The following is an 18,424-nucleotide window of genomic DNA, read 5'->3' as shown; positions in this document are numbered from 1 at the left end:
CGGCGAGAAAAGCGCGCCGCTATTGCCCGGCATTCAGGTTTTCCGCGCGCAGGCGGGCCAGCAGGGCCTCCAGATTTTCCACCGAGGTCAGGCGAAAGCCGTTTTCCGTCGGGCTGACCCGGCCAAGCACCTCATAGCTTTCGTCGTTGCCCGCGTCATGCACGACAAAGGGCACCAGCCAGCCCTGATTGTCTGGCCTGGCCTGACCGATCCGCCGGATTTCCTTGCGGCCTGTGGACGCGTCCGCAAACAGCGGGGCCAGCAGGCCCTGAGCGCCGCCGCTGGGCGCGCGCCCGGCAAAAGCCCCTGAAGACACGCCGTTGATCACAAAGGCGCGGGCCTCACTGAACAGCAGCGTGCGCAGATTATTGCCGCCAGAGTCGCCCGAGGCCGCCTGCGAAAACATGACAGCCAGCAGGGGCGGCAACTGGCCGGCAATCTCCGGTTTTTGCGCATCGCGCAAAAACAGCGTCAGGGCCTCATCCAGAATGGCATCCACATCCACGAGGCGTTCAAAGGCGGCGGCGTCCGCCGCGTCAATGGCCCGGCCCGCATCGGCCACGCACTGACGCGGATCAGCGGCGCGGACAGACGCGACCGACAGCAAGGCAAGAAACACCAGAAGCGAAAGCGCGCGCCACAGCGCGGCCCTGCTGAGACATGGCCCGACACAACTCATAGCCCCTCCGGCAGCGGCCCTTTAAGCGCCAGCGGCAGGCCGCAACTGACAAAAACCACATGGGTGCAGACGGCCGCCAGCGTCTGATTGACCAGCCCCAGCGCATCCCGATAGACGCGCCCCAATGGTGTGGCGGGCGCGATGCCCAGCCCTGTTTCAGCGCTGACCAGCGCCGCCGGGAGGGCGCGCCCGCAACGCGCATCCGCCAGACCGGCGGCCAGGCCCGCCGCCCGCTCCTGAATCGCGTCGGCCGTCAGCCCGGCGGCCAGCAGGTTGGCGACCCAAAGGCTGACGCAGTCCAGCAGGGCCACGCCTGCCGCCCCGCCGTCGCCACCGGCGGTTCCGGCCCAAAAGTTTTTCAGCGCGGCCAACGGGTTCAGGGGTTCTTCCACGCACAGCCAGCCCGCGCCGCGTCCGGCCTGATGCCGGGCCACGCGCGCGGCCATTTCAGCATCATCCTCCACCCGGCAGGTAGCCAGAAAAAGCCGCCGCGGGGCCTGAGCCTCGGCCCACCGCTGGGCCAGCGCGCTCTTGCCGCTGCGCGTGCCGCCCACAAAGAAAACCAGAGGCGCGCTCACCGGCCCTGACCGCCCGCCTGAGCGGGCGTCGGCACAGCCAGAGGCTGCGCGGACGCGGGCTGACCGGCCATGCCCGCTCCGGCCTGGGCGCAACGCCGGGCCAGATCACGCAGCACGCTGGCGGCGCTTTGCACGGAAGCCGCGGCCTGTGGCCCTTCCTGCATGCGCCTGTCCACCCAATAGGCCACAAACAGCAGAGAATCGTCGTCCAAAGCCTGGCCGCCGCCCTTGCGGACAGCCGCCACCAAAGCGCGTTGCGCCGCCCCGCGTTCTTCCAGCGCCCGCCGGTAACGGGCGCTCAAGCCGTCCACACGCAACTGCGTCGCGGTGATTTCGGACTGAGAGGCGCTGTTTTCGCGCAACTGATCCAGGTCAAAAACCGCGGTGGTCATCCGGGCGTTGATATCCAGCGCATTCTGGGAAATCTGCTCCAGCCCCTTGATCCGTTTCCTCATGTCAGGCGTCGAGGCCACGCCTTCCAGCGCCCCCGCCAGCGTCACGAAGCGGCCCGCAAGAGCCATGTGCATCTGCCGGTTCTGCTCCGCCGACAGGGATTTGGCCGTCGCCTCGCGATCCAGCGCCGCCATGAAGCGATCCACATAGAGCGCATACAGGCTCTGGAGCATGGTGGGATGAAAAACATAACGCAACAGGCCCGCGCGCCCCCCCCCAGCCTCGCCGGCCATCTTGACGCCATAGCGCTGATTGACGCCCTGCACGCTGACGTTCAGCGAACCGCCGCGCGGGCCGGGCCTGTAGCGCGAAACCAGATAGGCGGCCAGGTCTTCCACAAAATCCGGGCGCAACCGGCTGTCTGCCGTTACTCTGGAGGCCACGCCCTCCTGCCCGGCCTGACCGGGCAGACCCGTGCCGTCCGCAAGGCCGCTCTGCCCCGGCGGCAGGCTGGTATCCACCGGCGCGCCCACCGTGCCCTGGACATTCTGACCGGCCAGCGTGCCCGGCGCGGTGCTCGGGCTGGTCACCGAAGGCGGCGGGGGCGGAGGCCCCTCGCGCAGCAGATCGCCCACGCCGGCCAGCGGCGTGCCGCTGGTGGCGTTGTCAATAACGCCGGCGGCCTGCTCCCTCCACAAATTACGGACAGACGGCTCGCGGGTCAGCCAGAAGGCCGCGCCGCCCACCGCCAGCGCCGCCGCCAGGGCCAGCACTCCGGCCTTGCGCCCGCCGCCCTTGTCGGGCCGGGGCTTGGGGAGGTTCATGACGTCAGGCACTTCAGGCTTTTTCTTTTCCAGTTTCATGCGGCTCTCCTCGGGCTTGTCCCGCCGTTGCCGGCGGTGCTTTTCGCCTGCGGCACGATATCATTGCTTTTTTCGGGTGTGAATACTTTTTCCAGACTTTGTCTTGAAACGCCTCCAGGCGCGGGCGCGGCGAACTTGCCGGAATCGGCCGGCACGCCGCCTGCCGCGAAAAGCGCGTTCTTTCCGCGCGGGCAGCTCCCGCCTTGCGGCAGTCATGGGAGTTGCCCTGAATATGCGCCAACGGATATTGCCGTCGCGCGCAGTGCGGGCTCCCCCTGGCCGGTCCTCCTCAGGGCGCGAGAGGCGCGCCCCATCCCCGGATAGTCCGCCGGGCAAAGGTTTTCTTTTTTCCCTAATGGCGATTTTATATTGACGCCAAAGCGCCTTATGATTTACTTGCAACATGTCGCGAGTCCGCAAATCCGTGCAGTGGAAGCACGGATTTTTAAGTGCTTCAGTCACTTTTACATACAGGGAGAACTATGCCGAACTCCGTTTATTTTCTCTTGTCCGTGGCCGCGTTGATTGTCGGCTATATCATTTACGGGAGCGTCGTCGCCAAGGTTTTCGGCGTGCAGCCCAACCGCGCCACGCCAGCCCACACCCATGCCGACGGAGTGGACTATGTGGAAATGCCGGTCTGGAAAGTCTGGCTGGTTCAGTTGCTGAACATCGCGGGCGTGGGCCCGGTGTTCGGCCCCATTCTGGGCGCGCTGTGGGGGCCATCCGCTCTGGTCTGGATCGTGATCGGCACCATCTTCGCGGGCGCTGTGCATGACTACATGGCGGGCATGCTTTCCATTCGTTACGGCGGGGCCAATGTGCCCACTTTCGTAGGCTACAATCTGGGCAACGCCGCCAAACAGATCATGCGCGTCTTCGCCGTGGTGCTGCTCGTTCTGGTGGGCGTGGTTTTCGTGGCCGCCCCGGCCGCGCTGCTGGCCAAGCTGACGCCCTCCTGGATGAACCTGACCTTCTGGGTCTGCGTGATTTTCGCTTATTACTTCCTGGCCACCATCATGCCCATCGACAAGATCATCGGCCGCTTTTACCCCATTTTCGGCACCATTCTGATCTTTATGGCCGTGGGCATCACCGTGATGATGTTCGTCAGCGGCACGGAATTTTACAACTCCGCCCAGTGGACCAACCAGAATCCCAAGGGGCTGCCCATCTTCCCGCTGGTGTTCATCACCATTGCCTGCGGCGCTCTGTCGGGCTTTCACGCCACCCAGTCTCCGCTCATGGCCCGCTGCATGGCCAATGAAAAGCTGGGCAAGCCCGTCTTTTACGGCAGCATGGTGGCCGAGGGCTTCATCGGCTTGGTCTGGGCCACTGTGGGCATGAGCTTCTATCACGGCCCCGACGCGCTGGCCGCGGCTCTGGCCGCCGGCGGCCCGGGCAATGTGGTGACGGAATCCTCCCTTGCCCTGATGGGCGCCGTGGGCGGCGTGCTGGCCATTCTGGGCGTGGTGGTGCTGCCCATCACGTCGGGCGACACGGCTTTTCGCGCCGCGCGCCTGACTATCGCCGAAACCTTCAACTATTCCCAGAAGGCCGTTTCCCCGCGTCTGCTCATTGCCGTGCCCATGTTCGTCATTGGCGTGATTCTTTCGCAGGTGGACTTCAACATCATCTGGCGCTACTTCGGCTGGGCCAACCAGTCCCTGGCGACCATCGTGCTCTGGGCCGGGGCGGCCTATCTGATCCGCAGAGACCGCTTCCACTGGATATGCACCCTGCCCGCCGTCTTTATGACAGCGGTCTGCGTCTCGTATATCTGCTACGAGCCCTCCATGGGCTTCGGCATGGGCATCAGCGTCTCCAACATCATCGGCGTGGTCGCCGCCGTTGTGGCCTTTGCGGCCTTTATGGCCCTGGGGCGCCGCCCCGTGGCCGGAGCGCCTGAAAACGTCTAGCGCCGGCGCGCCTTGCGCGTCCGTCCGGCACGGGCTATAAGAGTGACGCCGGACAAAATGTCGCAACATTCCGGGCAGAGCCTCACGGCTCTGCCCTTCCTTTTCTCAACCGCAGCAAACTGTGACGGAGCGCATATGCCGACCCCCCCCAACATTCTGAGCATTGCCGGTTCCGACTCCGGCGGAGGCGCGGGCATTCAGGCCGATCTGAAAACCATCATGGCCCTGGGCGGCTACGGCATGAGCGTCATCACCGCGCTGACGGCCCAGAATGGTCAGGGCGTCACGGGCATCCACGCGCCGGACCCCGACTTTGTGGCTCTGGAGCTGAAAACCGTCCTGGAGGGCTTTCCCGTGGCCGCGGCCAAAACCGGCATGCTCTTTTCCGCCGACATCATCCGCGCGGTCAGCCCCATACTGCGCCAGCGCGAATTCCCTCTGGTGGCGGATCCCGTGTCCGTCAGCCAGAGCGGAAGCCGCCTGTTGCAGGAAGACGCGGTGACGGCGCTGAAAGAGGAAATCCTGCCCGGCTGCGACCTGCTCACGCCCAACCGGCCGGAAGCCGAAATGCTGACCGGCCTGAACATCACCAGCGTGGAAGACGCTTTCGCGGCCGGCGAAAAACTGCTCGGCATGGGCGCCAAAGCCGTGCTTATCAAGGGCGGGCATATGGAGAGTTCCATTGTGGTCACCGACTGCCTCTGCCTGCCCGGCCAGGCCCCCAGGGCGCTGCCCCAGGCCAAGGTGGAAACGGCAAACAATCACGGCACGGGCTGCACCCTTTCGGCGGCCATCGCCACGGGTCTGGGCAAAGGGCTGCCCCTTCAGACAGCCGTGACCAAGGCGCAGGAATTTCTCAACCTCGCCTTGCGCAAAAGCTACAGCCCCGGCAAGGGCTGCGGGCCGGTGAACCACGCGGCGGCCCTGAACGTCTGAGCGGAGCACGCGGGGGGGGGCGCTTTCCCGATCTCTTCGGGGGCAAAGTTCTGAGGCGAGGCGGGCCGGGCCAGAACCATCAGGCTTTTGGCCCGCAGATTGCACTTCCCCTGACGATTCAGAACAGGCGTCAAAAACAAGGCGGAGCTTGCATGCCTTTTCGCTTCAAGATGCAGAAAGTGCTCGACTACAGGGAGCAACTGGAGGAAGAGGCCAAGGCGCGCCTGGCCACGGCGCAGCGCCGCCATCAGGAGGCCCGGGAGCAGCTGGAGCAGCTTCAGGTCGCATTGCGCCATGCCCAGGATCGCCTCTGTGACGAAGCCTTGATGGACGCCGCCGAACGCTGGCTGCTGGAGCGGTATGCCAAAGGCTTGCGCGGCGACGTGAGCGCCGCTTCCCTGCAAGTGCGCATGCTGGCCCAGATGGTTGAGGAAGCCAGAAACCTGCTGGCGGCCCGGGCTATGGATAAAAAACTGCTGGACAAACTCAGGGAACGGCAGAAACGCCACTATGCCCGCGAAGAACAGTTGAAGGAGCAACGCTTCAATGACGAAATCGCGACACTCCGCTACAAGGCTCCGTCTTTCTAGGCTCTTCCGCTGGCTGGCGGTATTGTGCTTCATCAAACTTGCCATGCTGGGCATGCTCATGCTGGACATGCCTACGCCGGGCCGGCCTGACGGGGCTTCGCGCGACATGGCGCAACAGGATGCGCGCGAAGCCTCCGGCGAGCCCGCCTCTCTCTCGGTGGCGCGCGCGCCCGCAAACAGCGCCTCCTCTGAAGAAAATCCTTCCGGCAAAAACCTTCAGCGAGATGCCGCGGCCACTTTGCCTTCCGACGATGCGCCCCAGGGCGCGGCGGCCGCGCAACTGGCAGCGGCCGCAAAACCCCGCCGCCAGGCGCGGGACGGAACGGAAGCCGCTCTTCCCGCGCCCCCGCTCCCGGGCGGGCGCGCCGCCGTATTCAGCCCGCCGGCCCTGCCCGCTCCCGCGCCATTGGGCGCGCCTGCGGCAGAAGCCGGAACTCCGGCCCCGGACGCAAGCGCCGCGCCCCTGCTGGCCGCTTCCGCGGTTCGCCGCGCGGATCACGACGATGGATTGCTGGATATGCTGGGTCTGAAAAATCTGCCCATTCCGGGGCTGGGCAGCGTTCAGGCCGCGCATGCCGCCGCGCTGGACATGCCCGTGCCCCAGACGCCGCCCAGCGTGTCGCCCTTTACCCCGGCGGAACAGCAGGCTCCCACGAGCATGCCGGGCGCGCCGGACATTCCGGCCAATATTCCGCGCGGCCAGGGCGCTGACGGCGCGCCCCTGCCCCCGCGCGGCGTCGGGGCTTCCTCGGCCACGCCCTCCCTGCCGCAACGCGGACAGGCCGCCATGCCAGCGCCCGCGCCCAGAGTAACGGCCAATATTCCGCCTGACGACCCCAACAACAAGGCGCAGGAACTGGCCCGCCAGCAGCAGGATATTCTTATGCTGCGCCAGCAGATGGACCAACGCCTGAAAGACCTGCAGGACGCCGAACGGAAAATGAAAGACATGATCCGTGAAGCCAAAGACCTGGAGGACAAGAAAATCCGCAGTCTGATCCAGATGTACGCCAACATGAAGCCCCGCACGGCGGCAAAAGCCCTGGAGAACATGGACGAGCGGGTAGCCATCCGTATTTTGTCGGGCATGGCCCCCAAACAGTCCGGCGAAATTCTGACATACACCAATCCGGCCAAGACCGCCAAATTCACCGAGCTGATCACCCGTATGAGGCTGCCCGACTGATGCGTCTGAAATTGTTGCTGGCCTATGTGGGCGCCGGCTACAGCGGCTGGCAGATACAGGAAAAGCCCTCGCCGCCGCCCACCATTCAGGGCGAGCTGGAGGCCGCTTTGCGCGTGCTGGCCGGCGCGCCTGTGCGGGTGCATGGTTCGGGCCGCACTGATGCGGGCGTGCACGCCCACGGCCAGGTGGCCCACTGCGACGTGCCTGACGCCAGGGCCGACCGGCCCTGGCGACGCAGCCTCAACGCCCTGCTGCCGCCCGCAATCCGCGTGCTGGCGGCCGATCCCGCGCCGCCCGGCTTTCACGCCCGCAAGGACGCCCTGCACAAGACCTACGCCTACCAGTTCTGGCAGGAACGCGCCTTTACGCCGCCGCAACTGCATCCTTTTGTCTGGAACTGCGGCCCGCTGGATGTGCGGGCCATGCGCGCCGCCCTGCCCCACCTGCTGGGCGAACAGGACTTTGCCGGGCTGCAGAACGCGGGCACTGACATGGAAAGCACGACGCGACGCGTCGTCGCCGCCACGCTGGACGTTTTACCGCCCCGCGAATTTTATCCCCCGCACATGCCCCTGCTGCGCCTGACCGTCACGGCCAACGGTTTTCTCAAGCAGATGGTGCGCAATATGGCCGGCCTGCTGGCGGCCTGCGGGCAGCGCAAAATCCTCCCCGAAAGCATCCCGGCCCTGCTGGCGGCCCGCGACCGCCAGGCCCTGCCCTCGGTCACGGCTCCGGCCGGGGGCCTGGCGCTGGTTCGCGTGGAATACCCCTGAGCGGGCCGCTCAACCCGCCCTGAAACGCGAAAACCGCCGGTAACGGCGGCTTTTGCGTTTTTTGCCGGGTCAGCGCTCAGATCATGTCGCTGTTGGGCTGTTCCCGTTCTTTGAATTTCTGCTGAAGCATCAGCGGCAGGGCGTCGGGGTCCGCCGGGTCGTATTCAAACATGACGGCCGTGCCGAAGCAGGAGAAATATTTGCTGCCGTCGGGATGAAAGGCCACGTTTTCGCTGTAGCCCACAATAGCCTGTGCCCCCTTGTTCATGGCGCGGCCCGCCATGCCGAAGAAGGCCTCGTCCGAATCATAGCCGCGACAGCAGACCAGGCCCAGCACCTTGGCGATGCGGCGTCCCTCCACCTGATGGGTGGTCACCACGGGAAAGCGCCCGGCCAGAAAGATATCACGCACGCAGGCGGTGCTATCGGACATCCGCGTCCGTTTTTCAGACTTGCGGACTTTTTTGTCATTGCCTCCCAGCAAAAAAAACATGGTGAACCTCCGGCGGCGAAATTAGCGCGCTTGGCGCGGATGAACCTGTCACGCCCCAGAGCGTTTTCCGATTGAAACAGAGAGCGTTTCAATGCTTGCGCGGCCTTCGTCGCGCGGAAAAACGCGGTTTTTCCGCCTGGCTTCCGGCGCGGGCGGCCGCTCTTGCGGACGCCGGCGTGAACGCCCTTTTCAAGGGCCATTGCTCTGAAGCGGTCATGAACAACTTCCGCCTCTGCTTTTGCAAAGGGCTTGCCAATGCTGTTTTTACTATCAATATCAGTATATTAAATAAAAAATGCCGGCAATCGTCAACAAACTGACTCTTGCCGGAACCAAACGCGGCGCAAAGCCGTCTCATGACCCATTGGCCGCCCGCGCAAAACCATTGTAGGCATTGCGGCTGCGCGCGGCAATGCCGTTCAGCTTACGCCGGAGCGGGCTGTAAAAACCTTCCGCAAGGCCACGCGCAAGGCCCTGTGGAAACAGGGCCGCTTCCTTGAGAAAGGCGCGGTAGCTTCGCTCCAGCTCCGGCGACGCCGGAAAAGGCGGCCGCCCGGCCCTGGCGAGGACAGATTCCAACTCCCGCCGCAATGTTTCCAGGGCTTCCCTGTCAGGTTTTTCCGGCCCCAGCAAACCGGCGGCCTTGCGGAAAAGAGAAAAAATCTTTTCCGCCGCCGCAATCTGGCGCTGAAGAGGATGGTCGCGCAACAACACATCCTCGGCCCGCGCGGCGCGCGCCTCCACAATATCCAGATAAGCGCCGCGGGCGGTCATGAACACGGCATGGGACGCGGCCAGGCTTTCCGTCAGTTTTTTGCCCAGAAGTCCGTCATCCATAATGCTGTCGTCCTTCACATAGCGGCTCAGAGCCCTGTAGTCCGCCAGCATGGCGTCCAGAGCCTTATCCATCTCCCGCACCCGCTGGGCCAGCCGCGCTTCCTCCTCCGCGGTGAAAAGCCCTGTGGCGGGCGCAAGAGCGCGCGCCGCCTCCCCGCGCGTGCCGCGCGCGGCGGGCCGGGACGCCAGCCGCCAGTCTTCCAGATAGGCGCGCGCATTATTCAGCAGAGCGTCGGGCAGAGCGTACCAGCCGTCAGACAGGCTTGCGGCGGCGGTATTGTAAAAATCCACCACCCTGTCGGCCCGGGCCTTTTCTTCGGGCGTGACCGGAGGCGGGGGGAGAGCGTCTGCAACGGCGGACGCCGTCTCCACCTCGCCGGGAGCGGAAGACGGCGATGCGGGTTGCGCCGTGGCCGGGGCCGCGCCCATGCTCTCGCCGGCGCTTTTTTCGGGCGCATCCCTGTCGTCGGAACCGCAGGCCGTCAGCATCAGGGCCAGCCAGAGACAAAAAAGCAAAAAAAGAGCTTTTTTCATGGCAGAAAAGAAGGTCGTCTCCCACAGGCGGCTTTGCCCGGCGGGAGAAGGGAATATGCGTGGGGAAGCGCGTCAGACTCTGGCCCGAATCCAGTCGTTGAGTCCGGTCAAATCCGCCCCCCAGGGAAAGGGCCCGCCCTTGAGCTCCTGCCCCACCCCGTAAAACAGGGCACCCACATGTTCCGCCGCATCGCGGTCCGTCACGGCATCGCCCACCATCAGGGCGTTTTCAGCCTCCACCCCGGCGTCGCGCATGATGCGTTCAAGCACCTGGGCCTTGGCCGGGGGCGAGCCATGTATGCCGGTAAAATACGCTTCCAGTCGCCGCTCGCGCAGCACCAGACGCAATTCCTCTTCCGGCGCGCCGGAGCAGACATAGAGCGGCAGGCGACCGCTCCAGGTTTTCAGCACCTCCGACACGCCGGGAATCAGCGGGCAGCGGCGCACCTCATCCAGCGCGTATTGCGCGAAAAGGCGACCCCACCGGGCGGACTCTTCTTCGCTGATCTCGCGGTTCAGCACTTCGCGGAAGAACCATTCAAACTTCTTGTAGCGGCTGACCCCGCCATGCGCCGTATGGTACATGACGAAACGATCCCGCGCTTCCGGGCCGAACGGTTCCGCCAGACGGGCGAAAGCCCGCGTCTTGACCGGCACGCTGTCCAGAATCACGCCATCGCAGTCAAAAACCAGGCATTGTAACGACATATATGTTCCCTGTGGCAACAGACCCTATGCGCGGCGGCCGATCTCTCTGGCCGGCACCCCGCCCACAATGGAAAAGGGAGCCACATTGCGCGTGACCACCGCGCCCGCGCCCACCACCGCCCCGCGTCCGATGCGCACATTGGGCGTAATGACGCAGTTGGCCCCGATCCAGACATCATCCTCAATAAGCACTTCACCCGGCTGATGGCCCTGGCGCATGATGGGCAAATCCTGTCGCTCAAAGCGGTGGTTGGCCGCGCGGATCACCGTGCCCGGCCCGATGGCGGCGTGCGCGCCTATCTCGATGCGACCGCCGTCGGCCCCCAGATGCGCGCAGGGCGACACGGCCACATTGTCGCCCAGAATCAGGCTGCCGCCCCCGGCGGTCACAAAACAGCCCCGGCCCAGGCGCACGCCATTGCCCAGGCGCATATTGCGGCACGCGGACAGTGTAAGCCCCGTGCCAAAGCGCACCGAGCCGCAGGCCGCGAACAGCCAGCGCCAGGCCAGCAGCCGCAGCGCCACGCCCAGCGGCGTGGGCAGCCAGGCGAAAAGCGAAATCCACAATTCCTCCAGCGCCGCGCCCAGGCGGGAGCATGCGGAAGGCGCGCCGGCGGGGCGAAGCGGACTGCCCATTTACTTGCTGTAGACCTTCATCAGAGCATCGCCTTCCATAAGCCGGGTCACCCGCGCCAGATCCTCGGGCGTGTCCACGCTCCAGGTGCGGCAGTCTGTGGGCACCATGCGGACTTTTTCGCCGTATTCCAGAATGCGCATCATGTCCACGGATTCATATATCTCCAGCGGGCTTTCCTCCATTTCATTGAAACGGAGCAGATAATCGCGCCGGAAGGGGATGATGCAGACCTGCTTGCGCATGGGCACCTTGTCCGCCCCCTTTTTACGGGAAGGAATAGGCTCGCGCGAGAAATACAGGGCGTTGTCAAAGCGGTCCACCACCACCTTGACTTCGTTGGGGTCTTCAAATTCCTCCAGGGTGTCCATGTCGGCCATGAGGTTGACCACGTTGATGGACGGGTCGTCCAGCATGGGCCGCACGGCGGCGTCGATCATCTCTGGCCGGACCATGGGCTCGTCGCCCTGCACCATGACCACAATGTCGGCCTTTTTGCCCGTGGCGGCCTCAATTTTGAGCAGAGCCTCGGCCGTGCGCGTGGAGCAACGCACATGATGGTCGCCGGTCATCACGCACTTGAGGCCCGCGTTTTTGCAGTAATCCTCAATAATGCCGTCGCAGGTGGCCACATAGGTGTCGGACAGCGCCGCGCTCATGGCCGTGCGAAAGGCCACGTGCCCCACCATGGGCACATTGTGAATCAGGGCCAGCGGCTTGCCCGGATAGCGGCTGGAACCCATGCGCGCCGGGATGATGGCGATGATGTTCATATTTCCTCTCCTTGGAGCAGATTGCCTTTATAGAGTACAGACGGCCGGAACACAATGTTCCAACCGGCAGGTTTCACGCCGTCGGAGGTCTGTGCCGCAAGCGCGCAACGCCCGCTCCGGCGACGCCTTCAACCGTTCGGGCGACGCCAGTTACGGATGAAGAGGGCGGGAACGCTCTCCTTTCGCCCGACTGCGCAAGCAATTTCTACTGAAATTACCCCTGGAAGATAAAAAACGCTACGCGCTCGAACGCACGCGCTTCAGCAGGGCTTCCAGTTTTTCCCGCATGGCGCTTTCCGCGGCCAGCCGCTCTTGCAGCGCGTTCAGGGCCCGCTCGCTCCTGCTGATGGTATCAAAGAACCCGCGCAAAAGATAGAAGGCCCCGTTCTCGCCGTAGGCCGCGTTTTCCACCGGCCCGGCATAGGGGCTGCCGCCCCGGCGCAGCCAGCGAGCATAGTCTCGCTGCCATTCGGGAAAGCAGGCGGCGGTAAGCCCGTCGTTCCAGAGCTTGTACGCGCCGAAGGCATGCACCACCGGCGCATATACGGCCGCCGGATTGCGCGGATGGCAGTTGAAACGCAACGGCAGCTCGGCCAGTTCGCCGGGCCGCTCGACGCGCATCCATTGGGCCAGGGCGTTGAGGGCCGCCTGATCCGGATAGCGCAGCCGGGGGCCGTGCTCCCGCAAAAAATCCAGGCAGCGCCGCTCCAGCGCCTCGGGGTCACGCAGATCGCGCCGCCAGACAATGACCCCGGAGTTCAGATTGGGCGCGTCCCCGTCCAGACCGGGCACATCCCCATGCCAGTTGACGCGGGCCGGGCTGGTGTGGCCTTCGCCGGCAAATTCCGGGTCCTCCACGGCCAGGGCCAGGGGGCCGCAACGCCAGATGTCCTCCAGGCTGTCCTGGATCAGCAGATCCGAATCCAGCCAGAGCACGCTTTCATAGTCGGCCAGCAGCCGAAAACAGGCGAACTTGGCCAGGCAGAGCGGCGAAAAACGTCGCGCCGCCTCGGGGCGCAGGCCGTCACAGGTCACGGCGAAAGGCTCGCAACGCGCCCCCAGACCTTCCAGCAGGGCCTCGTCGTGAAACACAAGGATATCCGCGTCCAGTCCCGGGTTGTGTCGTCGCAGGGCCGACAGCAGCGTGCCCGCCGCGAAGGCCCAGCCGCCGGTGACGCCCAGGGCCACCAGGCGGGAGGAACGACCCGGCGCGGCGCTAGTCATCAGTCGGGACCAGATAGCCCCCTTCGGTCTGCAACTCCGGGTGCAGGGCCTTGTGCTCTTCTTCCATAACCCGCAGTATGCCCTGCCCCAGGTCCACGGTAAGCGGCGGCACCAGCTTGCGGCCCATCTTGGGCATAAAGGCGTAGGGCGTGATCTGGTAATGGCCGCTGTTGGGATCGTTCTGGTAATTAATGGCCAGCTCCTTGCCGAGCATTTCGCCGATCATCTTGAACAAATCCCCCACCCGCATGGGCTGGTTGCCGGAAATGATGATGTTCTGATTCTCGAACTCCGGCTCCAGCACCGCCAGAGTGGCCGTGGAGGCGTCGTCCACATGCACGTATTCCCGCAGGGCCGTGGGCGCGCCGTAATAGGTGATCACGCCCGTGGTCAACGCCTCGCTGACAAAGCGCTCAATGGCGTTGCGCTTGTCCGCGCGCGGGCCATAGAGCGAACCGTAGCGCAATATGGTATACGGCAGATTGTGCATGGCCTGATAGTTTTCGATATAAATCTCGCAGGCCTGCTTGCTGCAACGGTAAAAACCGCCGGACTTGCCGTAGACATACAGGGACGAGGCGAAAACATAACGCCTGACCCGCTCTCTCCGGCAGGCTTCGAGAATCATCACATTGCCCAGAACATTGATGCGCGCCGTGTCCACGGGCCGGTTATTGGCCTCGCCAATGTCCGCGATGCCCGCGTAGTTGAAGACCATGTCCGCGCCTTCCACGCCTTTGCGCACGGTTTCCTCGTTCAGAATGTCGCCCGTGAGCATATTCTGATCCGGTCGCAGCCAGGGCGAGGGATGCAGGTCCACAATAGTCACCGCGTGTCCGGCCTCGGAGAGCTTGTCGCAGATATGCGAGCCCAGAAAGCCGGAACCGCCGAAAACAGTAATCTTCACTGCCGGTTCTCCACACCAGGGCGCTGGGCCCCTTGCCATAAAAATACCGAGTCAATGCCATAGGCGATGAAGCGGCAGCCCGCCGCCGCCTGCCGGGCCAGCTCCGCCGGGTCGGGCTGCACGATATGCAGGCCCATGCGCGCCCCGTGCTTTCGGCAGGCCGCCTGAATACGCGACATGGCCGCCTTGAAGTCTGGGTGCTCAAATTGCGCGGTCAGGCCCATGCTGCCCGAAAGATCATAAGGCCCGACCATAATGGCGTCCAGACGGGGATGGCTCAGGATGGCGTCCAGATTGTCCACGGCCCGGATGTGCTCTATCTGGGCCGCCAGAAAAAGCTCGGGGGCGCGTTTTTGCCGGTACTCCTCGAAGTTTTTGCCGAAAACATTGGCCCGGCAGTAACCCACGCCCCGATATTCCGCCGCCGTTTCACCCGGCGCGCGCCATGTGTCCTGGCCGGGATACACGGCCCAGTCAATGGCCTTGTCGAGCTGTTCGCGGCTTTCAATCATGGGAAAAATCAGCCCCTGCGCCCCGGCTTCCAGCGCGGATTTGATCTGCGTCTTGCCCGCTTCGGGCAGACGGGCAAAGGGCGCGGCCCCGCCGCATTCAATGGCCCGAAAAATATCCGGCAGACCGGTGCGGCCGAAGGAGCCATGCTCCATATCCACAGCCACCCAGTCGTACCCGGCGCGGGCCATGAGCTCGGCCACGTCCGGTGAGGGCAGTTGCAGCCATGTGCCCACGGTGGGCCTGTCGCGGGCCAGCAGAGCGCGGATGTCATGTACGGTCATAAGATAACGGCTTGCCGCCGGGGGTTGGGGTTGCGAAACAATGCAGCATAGCGCCTGGCGGCCCCGGACGCAATATCCCGGCCTGGGGGCAAAAGCGCGCGGGGCAAGCGCCCCGCCGCGCCTGCCCGCGTTTCCGGCATGACGAGGGCCGCGAACGGCCAGCCGCCGCCCCCGGACGCCCTGAAAACAGGGCCCAGACCCGCGGTGGGCCGTTTCTTTTCCTTTTTTGCCTAAGCGGCTATGCTGGTTCAAACGCATCAGCCCAGGAGAGCCCATGTCCTTCAAACGCAATGTCTACCTGAAAACCCTGCCTCTGCCCGAAGCCGCGGCCAGGGTGCTGGACGCTCTGGCCGCGCTGTCCTCCCGGCGCGCAAAGCAGGGCGAGGCCCGCGCGCTGCTGCCCGGCAAAGAGCTTTGCCCCGCGCAAGAGGCCGTGGGCCGGGTTCTTTACGAGGCCGTGCATGCCCGTTATTCTTCACCCACCTGCCACGCGGCGGCCATGGACGGCTTTGCCGTGCGCGCGGCGGACACCTTTGCGGCGCGCGAGGGCGAACCGCTGCTGCTGCGCGAAGGCGAAACCTGCTTCGCGGTCAACACGGGTCAACCCCTGCCCGCAAACTGCGACGCCGTGATCATGATCGAGCATGCGGCCCTGGACGGTCAGGGCGGCGCAAGCATTGAGGCGCCGGCCTTTCCGTGGCAGCATGTGCGGCGTATCGGCGAAGATATTGTGGCTACCGAGCTGCTTTTCCCCCGCAACCACCAGATCAGGCCCTGCGATGTGGGCGCGCTGCTTTCCGGCGGTATCTGGGAAGTGCCGGTCTGGGAACAGCCGCTGATTCGCATCATCCCCACGGGCGACGAAGTGCTGGACTTCGAGCAGCGCCCCGACCCGGGCCGGGGGCAGGTGGTGGAATCCAACTCGCAGGTGCTGGCGGCTCTGGCCCGCCAGCTGGGCTGCCGGGTGGAGCGCGTCAGGCCCGTGCCGGACCGGCCCGACCAACTGCGCGCGGCCCTGCTGGACAGCCTGGAGGCCGGCGCGCATGTGGTGATATTTTGCGCCGGTTCCTCGGCGGGCAGCAAAGACTACACCCGCTCTATCCTGGAAAGCGAAGGGGAAGTCCTGGTGCACGGCATCGCGGCCATGCCCGGCAAGCCCTCGCTGGCCGCCATCTGCCGGGGTCGGCCCGTATTTGGCGCGCCGGGTTATCCGGTGAGCAGCCTGATCTGCTTTGAAGAACTGATCACGCCGGTCATCTGCCTGCTGGCGCACCGCCCCCTGCCCGACCGGCCCGAAATAGACGTGGAGCTGACCCGCAGCCTGACTTCGCGTCTCGGACTGGAAGAATTTGTGCATCTGGCCGTGGGACGGGTGGGAGAAAAGGCCGTGGGCATTCCCCTCAACCGGGGGGCGGGCAACATCACCACAGTAACGCGCGCCCAGGCGGTCATGCGCATTCCGGCCGAAGCCGAGGGCATCGCCGAAGACAGTCTGGTGCGGGCGCGCCTCTCCGTGCCGCCGGCCCGGCTTTATGACAATCTGATCTGCGTGGGCAGCCATGACAATGTGCTGGACCTGCTGGCCGATGAGCTCATGGGCCTGCCCCGCGCCTTTCGCCTGATTTCCGCCCATGTGGGCAGCATGGGCGGCATAGCGGCCCTGAAAAAGGGCGTCTGCCATATGGCAGGAATGCATCTGCTGGAAGAAGACAGCGGCGACTTCAACTTCGCCTTTCTGCGCAAATTCTATCCTGAGGGCAGAATCGCGCTGCTCAACCTGGCCATCCGCCAGCAGGGTCTGATCGTCCCGGCGGGCAACCCCAGGGGGGTCAGGAGCGTGGAGGATATCAAGGGCAAGGGCCTGCGCTACGTTAACCGCCAGCGCGGCGCGGGCACGCGCATTCTCTTTGACTGGCATCTGCGGCGCGCCGGCCTCAGACCCGCGGATGTGGACGGCTACGCCAAGGAGGAAAACACGCATATGGCTGTGGCCGTCAATGTGCTGACCGGCGCGGCGGACTGCGGCATGGGCATTTACGCGGCGGCGCGCGCTTTGGGGCTGGATTTCGTGCCTCTGGCGCGCGAACGTTATGATTTGGCCATTCCCGAACATTTCTGGGAAGAGCCGCGCATTCTGGCCGTGCGCGACATGCTGCAACGCGAGTCCTTCAAGGCCCGCCTGAAAAACCTGGGCGGCTATGAAACCGGACTCACCGGGCAAATCATGCAGCCGGGCGTCCGGCTGGGGGAATAACGCCTTTTCACAGAAACCCGCCTCTGTTTTCAGACCATGTCCGGCAGAATCCCGCGCGCCTGGCGGCATTGTTCATGCCGCCAGGCGGAACGGGCGCGCAACGCCGGATTCTTTGCTTCAGCCCTGGCTGACGGGCGTCGGGGTCGGCCTTGCGCGGCGCTTGCGGCGGCTTGACAGAAGATACGCGCCCGGCTAGAGCCTGTCTGGCGGTTCCCCCCCGTTTTCCGTCCGGGATCACAGCGGCGCGGCGACCCCGCGCGGTTCCGCACGGATGGCGGAACCGCCCGAGCGTCAAGGAGAACCGCCGTGCGCCTGTCCCCTCTGAATCTGAAAATCCTGCTCAATCTTTTTCTGGTTTATATCTCCTGGGGTTCCACCTATATAGGCTTCAAGTTCACTCTGGAGGTGCTGGGCCCCTTTCTGGCCTGCGGCGCGCGCATGTTTCTGGCCGGGCTGCTGCTCTGCGCCGCCATTACCTGCGCGGGCCGCTGGCGGCGGCCCACGCTCGCCGACTGGCGGCACGCCTGCTGGCTTTCCATATTCATGGTGGTGATGGGCAGCGGTTTTCTGGGCAAGGGGCAGGAATACGTCACCTCCAGCGTGGCCGCCGTGATCACCGGTTCCACGCCTATTTCAATGCTGGTGGCGGCCTGGCTGTTCGGCGGGGAGCGGCGTCCCACGGCCATGCAGTGGCTGGGGCTGGCCGGCGGTTTGTGCGGCCTGGCGCTGCTGGGCGTCAGCCAGAACGCATCCGGCCCGGAACAGAGCAGCCCGGTCGGCATGTTCTGGGTATTCGGGGGCACGCTGGGCTGGGTGGCCGGCTCTCTGCTGACCCGGCGCTTTTCTCCGCCCAGCAGGCTGACGGCCTTGCAGTCCTGCGGCCTTCTGCTGCTTGTGGGCGGCCTGGAAACCCTGCTGCTGGGTTTTGCCTGCGGAGAGGCGGCCATGACCCGCTGGGAAAATCTGCGGCTTGAAGTGGCGCTGGCCTTCGCCTGGATGACCATTGGCGGTTCCATTATCGCCTACTCCAGCTATTTCTGGCTGCTGGCGCATGTTTCCATAGCCACGGCCGTGTCTTACGAATATGTGGTGCCGGTCATCGGCGTCTTTCTCGGCTGGCGGCTGGGCGGCGAAAGCATTACGGGCCGGATTGTCCTAGCCTGCTGCCTGACCGTGGGTTCCGTCTTTTTCGTGCTCTGGCACAAGCACAACAAATAGCGCGGGCAGGCCGCACCCGCCGCCTGCCCGCGCCCTCTGCTGAAAACCGCGTTTTCAGGCGCTTGTTCCGCTCCGCGAAAAAATGCGCCGCCGCTTTTGAAAGGGTAACTCTCAAAAGCCATAACGCATTT

18 protein-coding genes are annotated in these 18,424 nt (G+C 64.8%); 7 read left to right on the top strand and 11 right to left on the bottom strand.

Going from position 1 to position 18,424, the window contains the following annotated elements; translation table 11 throughout:
• Window positions 1-19: 19 nt before the first annotated feature.
• The 3 genes from ACQRA4_RS09240 to ACQRA4_RS09230 are packed head-to-tail and all read right to left on the bottom strand — an operon-like array spanning window position 20 to window position 2,513.
• Window positions 20-679 (bottom strand): hypothetical protein, encoded by a 660-nt coding sequence (locus ACQRA4_RS09240; RefSeq protein WP_427822786.1) that lies wholly within the window; start codon window positions 677-679, stop codon window positions 20-22.
• Window positions 676-1,257 (bottom strand): bifunctional adenosylcobinamide kinase/adenosylcobinamide-phosphate guanylyltransferase, encoded by a 582-nt coding sequence (locus ACQRA4_RS09235; protein ID WP_427822785.1) that lies wholly within the window; start codon window positions 1,255-1,257, stop codon window positions 676-678. Before ACQRA4_RS09235 ends, ACQRA4_RS09240 begins: the two co-directional genes overlap by 4 nt.
• Window positions 1,254-2,513 carry a hypothetical protein gene (locus ACQRA4_RS09230; RefSeq protein WP_427822784.1) on the bottom strand — a complete coding sequence of 420 codons (1,260 nt, stop codon included), beginning with the start codon at window positions 2,511-2,513 and terminating at the stop codon, window positions 1,254-1,256. Before ACQRA4_RS09230 ends, ACQRA4_RS09235 begins: the two co-directional genes overlap by 4 nt.
• Before the next feature lie 482 nt (window positions 2,514-2,995).
• Here ACQRA4_RS09230 and ACQRA4_RS09225 point away from each other — a divergent pair, with 482 nt between their 5' ends.
• The 5 genes from ACQRA4_RS09225 (at window position 2,996) to truA (ending at window position 7,917) form a co-directional block, all read left to right on the top strand.
• A complete protein-coding gene (locus ACQRA4_RS09225; protein WP_427822783.1) occupies window positions 2,996-4,432 on the top strand; it encodes a carbon starvation CstA family protein in 1,437 nt (478 codons plus the stop codon).
• Window positions 4,433-4,567: 135 nt separating this feature from the next.
• Window positions 4,568-5,368 carry a bifunctional hydroxymethylpyrimidine kinase/phosphomethylpyrimidine kinase gene (gene thiD, locus ACQRA4_RS09220; protein ID WP_427822782.1) on the top strand — a complete coding sequence of 267 codons (801 nt, stop codon included), beginning with the start codon at window positions 4,568-4,570 and terminating at the stop codon, window positions 5,366-5,368.
• 152 nt (window positions 5,369-5,520) lie between these two features.
• The gene (fliJ, locus tag ACQRA4_RS09215; protein ID WP_427822781.1) at window positions 5,521-5,958 is read left to right on the top strand and encodes a flagellar export protein FliJ; all 438 of its coding nucleotides are present in this window, start codon (window positions 5,521-5,523) and stop codon (window positions 5,956-5,958) included.
• Window positions 5,915-7,144, top strand: coding sequence for a hypothetical protein (locus tag ACQRA4_RS09210; RefSeq protein WP_427822780.1), 1,230 nt, complete (start codon window positions 5,915-5,917; stop codon window positions 7,142-7,144). The genes fliJ and ACQRA4_RS09210 overlap by 44 nt, the downstream gene beginning before the upstream one ends.
• On the top strand, window positions 7,144-7,917 hold the full coding sequence (gene truA, locus ACQRA4_RS09205) for a tRNA pseudouridine(38-40) synthase TruA (protein ID WP_427822779.1): 774 nt from the start codon (window positions 7,144-7,146) through the stop codon (window positions 7,915-7,917). Before ACQRA4_RS09210 ends, truA begins: the two co-directional genes overlap by 1 nt.
• A 76-nt stretch (window positions 7,918-7,993) precedes the next feature.
• On the opposite strand, the gene ACQRA4_RS09200 is transcribed toward truA, so the two are convergent.
• The 8 genes from ACQRA4_RS09200 to ACQRA4_RS09165 all read right to left on the bottom strand — a co-directional run bounded on the left by ACQRA4_RS09200 (window position 7,994) and on the right by ACQRA4_RS09165 (window position 14,821).
• Window positions 7,994-8,410 carry a hypothetical protein gene (locus ACQRA4_RS09200; protein ID WP_427822778.1) on the bottom strand — a complete coding sequence of 139 codons (417 nt, stop codon included), beginning with the start codon at window positions 8,408-8,410 and terminating at the stop codon, window positions 7,994-7,996.
• Between the two features lie 354 nt (window positions 8,411-8,764).
• Window positions 8,765-9,781: a hypothetical protein gene (locus ACQRA4_RS09195; RefSeq protein WP_427822777.1), complete on the bottom strand. Its 1,017-nt coding sequence runs from the start codon at window positions 9,779-9,781 to the stop codon at window positions 8,765-8,767.
• 72 nt (window positions 9,782-9,853) lie between these two features.
• On the bottom strand, window positions 9,854-10,489 hold the full coding sequence (locus tag ACQRA4_RS09190; RefSeq protein WP_427822776.1) for an HAD family hydrolase: 636 nt from the start codon (window positions 10,487-10,489) through the stop codon (window positions 9,854-9,856).
• Between the two features lie 24 nt (window positions 10,490-10,513).
• Window positions 10,514-11,125, bottom strand: coding sequence for an acyltransferase (locus tag ACQRA4_RS09185; RefSeq protein WP_427822775.1), 612 nt, complete (start codon window positions 11,123-11,125; stop codon window positions 10,514-10,516).
• Window positions 11,126-11,896 carry a 3-deoxy-manno-octulosonate cytidylyltransferase gene (locus ACQRA4_RS09180; protein WP_427822774.1) on the bottom strand — a complete coding sequence of 257 codons (771 nt, stop codon included), beginning with the start codon at window positions 11,894-11,896 and terminating at the stop codon, window positions 11,126-11,128.
• Between the two features lie 237 nt (window positions 11,897-12,133).
• A complete protein-coding gene (locus tag ACQRA4_RS09175) occupies window positions 12,134-13,120 on the bottom strand; it encodes a glycosyltransferase family 8 protein (RefSeq protein WP_427822773.1) in 987 nt (328 codons plus the stop codon).
• Entirely contained in the window at window positions 13,113-14,027 is a 915-nt protein-coding gene (locus ACQRA4_RS09170) for an NAD-dependent epimerase/dehydratase family protein (protein WP_427822772.1), read from the bottom strand. The genes ACQRA4_RS09175 and ACQRA4_RS09170 overlap by 8 nt, the downstream gene beginning before the upstream one ends.
• Entirely contained in the window at window positions 14,024-14,821 is a 798-nt protein-coding gene (locus ACQRA4_RS09165) for an HpcH/HpaI aldolase family protein (RefSeq protein ID WP_427822771.1), read from the bottom strand. Before ACQRA4_RS09165 ends, ACQRA4_RS09170 begins: the two co-directional genes overlap by 4 nt.
• A gap of 274 nt (window positions 14,822-15,095) precedes the next feature.
• On the opposite strand from ACQRA4_RS09165, the gene ACQRA4_RS09160 reads away from it, so the two are divergent.
• Complete coding sequence (locus ACQRA4_RS09160; RefSeq protein ID WP_427822770.1) at window positions 15,096-17,075, top strand: molybdopterin biosynthesis protein; 1,980 nt, start codon at window positions 15,096-15,098, stop codon at window positions 17,073-17,075.
• Between the two features lie 306 nt (window positions 17,076-17,381).
• Window positions 17,382-18,293: an EamA family transporter gene (locus ACQRA4_RS09155; RefSeq protein WP_427822769.1), complete on the top strand. Its 912-nt coding sequence runs from the start codon at window positions 17,382-17,384 to the stop codon at window positions 18,291-18,293.
• The last annotated feature ends 131 nt before the right edge of the window (window positions 18,294-18,424 follow it).

This window comes from Desulfovibrio sp. SGI.169 (assembly GCF_050313595.1).
Classification (GTDB): Bacteria; Desulfobacterota; Desulfovibrionia; order Desulfovibrionales; family Desulfovibrionaceae; genus Desulfovibrio.
The sequence above is the reverse complement of the archived record's forward strand: the minus strand, read 5'-3'. Positions and strand labels throughout refer to the sequence as shown.